This window comes from Clostridium sp. ATCC 25772 (assembly GCF_001573875.1).
Taxonomy (GTDB): Bacteria; Bacillota; Clostridia; order Clostridiales; family Clostridiaceae; genus Clostridium_J; species Clostridium_J senegalense.
Genome location: NZ_LFRG01000024.1, coordinates 48,130 through 55,195 on the forward strand (window position 1 = coordinate 48,130; position 7,066 = coordinate 55,195).

Annotated in this window: 7 protein-coding genes; all 7 read left to right on the plus strand. The window is 24.0% G+C overall.

What is annotated here, in order from left to right; translation table 11 throughout:
- Positions 1 to 127: 127 nt before the first annotated feature.
- Positions 128 to 979: a leucine-rich repeat domain-containing protein gene (locus tag AZI32_RS10430; RefSeq protein WP_207710464.1), complete on the plus strand. Its 852-nt coding sequence runs from the start codon at positions 128 to 130 to the stop codon at positions 977 to 979.
- A 12-nt stretch (positions 980 to 991) separates the two neighbouring features.
- Positions 992 to 1,522 (plus strand): 2'-5' RNA ligase family protein, encoded by a 531-nt coding sequence (locus AZI32_RS10435; RefSeq protein ID WP_061995780.1) that lies wholly within the window; start codon positions 992 to 994, stop codon positions 1,520 to 1,522.
- Between the two features lie 477 nt (positions 1,523 to 1,999).
- On the plus strand, positions 2,000 to 2,326 hold the full coding sequence (locus tag AZI32_RS10440; RefSeq protein WP_061995781.1) for an HIT domain-containing protein: 327 nt from the start codon (positions 2,000 to 2,002) through the stop codon (positions 2,324 to 2,326).
- Between the two features lie 291 nt (positions 2,327 to 2,617).
- Entirely contained in the window at positions 2,618 to 3,997 is a 1,380-nt protein-coding gene (locus AZI32_RS10445; protein WP_061995782.1) for a 5'-nucleotidase C-terminal domain-containing protein, read from the plus strand.
- Between the two features lie 149 nt (positions 3,998 to 4,146).
- Positions 4,147 to 4,698, plus strand: coding sequence for a phosphatase PAP2 family protein (locus AZI32_RS10450; RefSeq protein WP_157450889.1), 552 nt, complete (start codon positions 4,147 to 4,149; stop codon positions 4,696 to 4,698).
- 74 nt (positions 4,699 to 4,772) lie between these two features.
- Positions 4,773 to 5,963 (plus strand): hypothetical protein, encoded by a 1,191-nt coding sequence (locus AZI32_RS10455; RefSeq protein ID WP_061995783.1) that lies wholly within the window; start codon positions 4,773 to 4,775, stop codon positions 5,961 to 5,963.
- 206 nt (positions 5,964 to 6,169) lie between these two features.
- Positions 6,170 to 6,868 carry a hypothetical protein gene (locus AZI32_RS10460; RefSeq protein ID WP_061995784.1) on the plus strand — a complete coding sequence of 233 codons (699 nt, stop codon included), beginning with the start codon at positions 6,170 to 6,172 and terminating at the stop codon, positions 6,866 to 6,868.
- Positions 6,869 to 7,066 lie beyond the last annotated feature (198 nt).

A 7,066-nucleotide genomic window follows, 5' to 3' on the forward strand; every position in this document is an offset into this window, starting at 1 on the left:
ATAAAAATCGATGATGATTTAAAATCATTATCGATTTTTTAGCAACTATATAATACAATTATGTGATTTGGATTAATGTGAAAAGTATTCATTTGATAAAAATGTTTTTAATAGATTGGAGAAAAATATGAAAGTAAATTTAAATAGTTTAGGATTAAAAAAATTACCTAATATAGAATATAAATTTGATGAGTTAAAAGAATTAAGTCTTTATGATAATAATATAGATATTATTCCAGATGAAATTTTTCAAATGAAAAATTTACAGGTTTTAAATATATCAGTGAATAAAATAAATTGTATAAGCGCAAATATAAAAAAATTATCAAAATTAAAGATGCTAGATTTAGGATATAATGAAATAACTGAAATACCTATAGAATTTAAATATTTAACTGAACTAGAAGATTATTTATATATACATGGAAATAGAATTGTAGAAATACCTACAGAAATTTTTACTTTGCATAAGTTAAAATACTTAAATGCAAGTGAAAACCTGTTAAAAAGTATTCCTAATAATATTGGAAATTTAGTAAATTTAATAGAATTAAGATTAATTGATAATAAATTAGAAGATTTACCAGATTCTATTGGTGATATGACAAATTTAAAAGAGATTCATTTAAAAGAAAATAAACTAAAATATATACCAAACTCTATTGGAAATTTAAAGTTTTTAAGAGTTTTAGATTTAAGTAATAATATGTTAAAAGAGATACCAGAAGAGATTGGTATGTGCAAGAAAATGAGACGTTTAAATCTTAGAAATAACAATATTAATATTTTACCTAAAGATATAGGTAAAATGGAAAATTTATTAGAATTAGATTTAAGAGGAAATAAATTAAAAAAATTACCCAAAGAGTTGCTAAACATAGAAAACTTAGAAAGATTAGATTTGAGATGGAATAGAGAATTAGAAGAAATAGAATGGTTAGATGAGTTAGAAAAAAAGGGATGTATAGTATATAGATAGAAGGGGATAGTTTTGAAAAAAAGATGTATATTGATATTTCCAGAGTTTGAAAATGTAGATGCTATTAATAAAATTAGAAAAGTATATGATCCATTATATCATAAGGTTAGACCACATATAACTTTAGTATTTCCTTTTGAAAGTTATCTAAATACAGAAGAATTAAAAAATTATCTATTAGAAACATTAAAGGAGACAAAAGCTTTTAAAATTAGTTTATATGGAATAGTTAAAGTTCAGGATAAATCAGGGAATTATTTATTTTTAAAAGTGATAGACGGTAAAGAAGATTTAATAGGGATTCATAATAATTTATATAAAAATATATTAAAAGAGCATAAACCTGAGTGGTTAAATAACGTTGAATTTATACCACATATGACTATTGGTAGCTTTAACAATAAGAAGAGTTTAGAAAATGCATATAAAGAGACTTGTAATATACAAGAAGTTTTCAATACAGTAGTGAACAAAATTTCAGTGGAAATTATAGATGAAAGTGAACTTTCTATTTTAGAAATGGAAATAGAGTTAAAACAATAATATTTATATGAATTTTATACGTTAATTTAAAAAAATAAATTAAAAACTATACAGTATAATATATTTTATAAAATGTAAAATTCAAATTAATATAGTTATGAAGTCTTATGTTTTTTATTGAGAAAATAAATTATTAAAAAATATGAGTATACTGGTATAAGAATACCTATTACAGGGTTAAAAGAAGTTTTTATTTTTAGAAAAATATATAAAGCTAAAGCTATCACTGTAGTAACTACTTTAAATATATTACTTTGTTTTTTAGTTATCATAACAAATCTTTAAACCTCCAATTTTTTTATAAATCAATATAAGTTATGTATATTTTATCAAATAAATTACATATAACAAAATTTTAAATAAGTATATGAAAAATAATAAGTATAGAAAATAACAGGTATTATTAAACAATTGTAGAAATACTTAAAATAACAAATTTATTTTGCATTAAATAACTTAAAAATGGGGGGAAGATAATTGGGAAATGATTTTTATTGTGAACAAGTATTGAGTAATAAAATAGAAGTTAAGAAAGTGTATGAAACAGAGAATGTATTAGCATATTATCATACTAAGCCAGCATATGAGAAACATATAGTTGTTATACCTAAAAGGCATATATCATCATTAATTACACTTACTGATAATGAAGATGATTTGTTGTTAGAATTATTAAGTGTAGTAAAAAAAGTTGCAGCAGAGGTTGTAGATGAAGAGGGTGCATGTAGAGTTATAATGAACTTAGGAAAATATCAAGATTCTAAGCATTTACATTTTCATTTAGTTTATGGAAGTAGAAAATAAATTTAATATATTAAATAGAAAAACAGTGATTTAAGCATTTAAAACACTGTTTTTTTATATGTTTTAAATTTTGCACTTTAAAGTGATATATATAAATAATGAAACAAAATATAAAAATACAAAGGATTTGGGAAAAATTTGTAGAAAAATTATAATGAACGAAAATCTATATATGTGTTATAAAGTAATTTAAGATGTTAAAAAAATTAGAGGATTAATTGTGATAGTAATATTTTTTAGTAAATGAGTAGTTTGAGCATAATAGATAATTTGAAATTTAAGGGGGATCTTATGAGAGTACGAATATTGCACACTAATGATATTCATAGTAGATTTGAGAATTTCTCTAAGGCTGTAACTAAAATCAAAGAGCTAAGGGATGAAAATACACTACTTTTAGATGCAGGAGATTTTAATGATTTTATGAGGATTGAACTTCAAGGTACAAATGGTGAAGCTGGATCAAGGTTGTTAGAAACGGCAGGATATGATGCCATTTCAGTTGGAAATAATGAGGGGTTTTCAGGGATAGAAATCATGGAAACTATGATTGGTTCCACTTCTGTATCTTTTTTATCTAGTAATTTGTATAAATATAATAAAGAAAATATTAAAGGGTTAAAGCGAAGTATTATAGTTAATAAAGGCAATGTAAAATTTTTAATAATAGGTGTAACACCTGAATATAATGGATTTTTTGAATTAAATAATTTATATGCTTCAAGTCAAAAAGATGAGATAAAAAAAGAAATTAAAGATAACAAAGGAAATTATGATATATGTATATTATTAAGTCATGCAGGAATGAGAGAAGATAGAGAGTTTTGCGAAAGTATTGAAGGCATAGATATTATAATTGGTGGACATAGTCATATTTTAATGGATAAAGTAGAAAAATTAAATAAAACAATAGTTCATCAATCAGGTTGCTATGGAACCCACTTAGGAGTTTTAGATATAGATATTGAAGACAATGTTATAAAAGAATTTGATGGACAAAATATAGAAATCATAAATGAAATAGAAGATAGTGAAATTAAAGACCAACTTAAGGTCGAATATGATCTAGCGGTTGAAAACTTAAGAGGGGCTCTTTATGAAATAAATAGAGACGTTTGGCATGATGTAGTTAATGAAAATCCCATAACAAATCTTTTAGCAGATGGTCTAAGAGATGTAATACCATGTGATCTTAGCATAATAAATAGTGGAATAATAAATGGTGGAATAAAAAGGGGTGCAGTTTCAGAAAAAAAACTTTTAGAAATAAGTCCATCACCATTAAATCCAACTTACATGGAAATTAAGGGGAAATATATAAAAGAAGCACTGGAACAATCTCTTAAATCAGAAATATGTATGTTAGATGGAAAGGGAGCAGGGTTTAGAGGTAAATACCTAGGAAGATTGCATGTATCAGGTGCAGTAATAGCTCACGATGGGAAAAATATTATAAGAATAATACTAAAAAATGGAGAATTAGAAGAAGAAAAGTTATATAGAGTAGCTACATCAGATTATTTACAACGAGGTACAGGTTACTCATCTTTAGCAAATAATAAAAATGAAAAATATAATACAGAATATACAAGGGATACACTAAGAACATATTTATCTAAACCGGAATTTATGGAAAAGTGTTTTGAGGATAGATGGATAAAAATTGTATAAAATATAAAGTTATAAAAAATTATATATGATGATAGCTATATAATATATAGATATACTTAAATATAATTTATTAAAAGACACTGATTAGAGAGTGTCTTTATTTTTTATATAATATAAATAAATTAAACTGTAATTGATGGAGGAATGAAATGACTTTAATTATGAATATTATATTTTTCATACAAAAGGTTGATAATTTAATTCTGAATTATATAAAAGATAATATGCATGTACATATTATGGATAAAATTATGGTTATAATAACGTCTTTAGGTAATTTGGGTATGATATGGATTGTAATTTCTTGCTTATTAATTATAAATAAAAAGTATAGAAATATAGGTCTTATGGCATTAGGAGCTTTAATATTAAGTACAATATTAGGAGAAGGAATATTAAAACATATAATTAAGCGTCCAAGACCATGTGTAGATATATCACCTATAAATCTTTTAATTAAAAAACCATTGTCATATTCTTTTCCATCAGGACATACTACATCTTCCTTTGCTGTAGTAGGAGTACTATATAGATATTTTAAGAATTATACATTTGAACTTTTTGCTATAGCAATTTTAATAGCTTTTTCAAGGTTATATTTATATGTTCATTATCCTACAGATATATTAGGTGGAATAATTTTAGGATTAATATGTAGTAAAATTATAATTCGAATATTTGATAGATTTAAATGTAGGTAGGGAAATTAAATATACAAAAGGATATAAATGTTAAGAAAAATAATAATAAACTATGTTTTAATGGAGGATTAATTATGGTAAATAAAAAGTTAGAGTTTTATTATTTTGGTGATGAGGGGAAATTTGATGAATTTAACCCTTCTTATGTATGCAATAAGAAATATGCAGCAGAAATATTATATATAATATCAGCGTCTGAACCTTATTCTATGGATATGTTTAAAATTAGCAATAGATTAAAAATTAATGTTGAAAAGGTTGAAAATATAATTTTAAGTCTAAAGAAAATTAGAGCTATAGATGAAAGAAATAGAGGATATAGTATTAATTTTCCTGTATTTTTAGAAGAGGATATAAAAATATTAGATGTGTTTTTAAAAGATGTAGGAAAAATTATTGGAGATAGAGTAATAAGTTTAAGTGATAAAATTGAAAATGAAATTTTAAAGTTAAATTGTATTAAGTCTAATTCAGTGGAAAGAGTTCTATATCATATAATTTGTGATGAGATTTTTGATGGAGTGGCTTTTGAATTTTTTGCAAATAAAAATATTTTTTCTGTATCAAAATCACAACCAGGGGAAAGAGATTACATTATAGTTGCATATGAAAAAAGTGAAAAAATAGAATATCATAGTAATAAATTGTTATGTAGTAGTAATAATTATAGGGCTGATGATGTTTTATTTAATAGTTTTGGTGATGGAAATGGTTTTAGAAAGGATATGTATAGATATTTTAGAATGATTCCTAAAAGTATTGAGGAAGGAATTGAATTTCACAGTTTAAATATCGCATATATGGATATTCTAGATGATTTTAATAATATAATTACTAAAGAGTGTGGTAGCTTAATAAAAAATATATTTACAAACAATAGAAAATATGTTGATTTAAATAATAATGAAAGAAAATTAGCAAATTTTTTAATAGAGTTAAATTATTTAAATCTAGATAAAGATAATGGATATTTAAATATAGATGTGCCAGTGTTTTTAAACAGTGAAAGAGATATTATTCAGAGAATAGGGGAGATAATTCTTTTAGATATATTACCTTGTGTTGAAAAAATTTTTATGGAATTAAAAAGAAGCATGGACAAGTTAACTTCAATAAAACATAAGGTTTCAATTAAAGATATTGGTAATGAATTGTGGCATCAAATATTTGGTTATACTAATGAGTATTTAGTTAAAAATGAGTTTGTGGCAACTCCGAAGTTTAAAGAAGGAGAAGGAAGATATCTGCAAAGCATAGTAATATAAAAGAAAGAATAGCTTTTCTAAAGAAAGATACTGCTTTATAGGTTGTTCCATATATATAACTATTTATTAAGCTTAATCTTGATTTGGTAACTTTGACTATAATTTGTAAAGTATTAAAATAATAGTTAGGAAGAGTATATACACCTCAATATTTCAATCTCATATTATGTTTATATATTTTGTTATTGAGGAGGGGGTATATTATAATGAAAAAATGTTTGTTATCAGTTGATTGGGATTATTTTGTTTATACTCAGAAGGAAAATTGGGGTTCGTATATTGAGAATAATAGGAATATTATAAATTTATGGTACAAGCGTTATATTCAATGCAGAAATAGAGGCAAAAGTATTGAAAAATCATTTGGGCTTTCTAGAAATGCAAATATTTTTTGGAATAAAATAAAAAGAAATTTTAAATTCGATAAAAATTTAAAGGTTTACATTTCTGATTCCCATGTGTTGTCTTATGACATAGCTAAAAAATATGATTGTAATGAGGTGTATCTTTTTGATGCTCATTCTGATTTAGGGTATGGTGGACTATCTTCGCTTAATTTTGAAGTTAATTGTGCAAATTGGTTAGGAAAACTTTTAAAAAATAATATAATTAATAAAGCAAATATTATATATAGTCCGTATACTACAGAAAAACCAGAATGTTTCAAGGAAATAAAAAATAAATACAATGTTAATTTTATAGATATAGATGACTTAGAAAAGGACATTTATGTTCCTTCATTACACATTTGTAGGTCAGGTGCGTGGACGCCACCTTGGTTTGATGAGGATTTTAAAGAATTTATAGATGAATTAAAAGTACCATATAAAATTGTAGATTGTCCTAAAAGAAATTGGTCACCAGAAAATTTGAGCTTTTCTGATGCTATTTATTATTTAATGTAAAAAATAGAATATTGATTTCTAAAAAACTTTCATTTAAGTGATGAAGGTTTTTTTTATTATGAAAATTTATAGAGCAATGAGTAAAACCACTGTGCCTTGTGCCTGTGGATGTAAGTATTTTCTATAATAGTGCGTTTTTACTTGAATAATTTTACAGTTGAATAAAAAAACAGATTCTTAAGCTATTTTTAATGACTT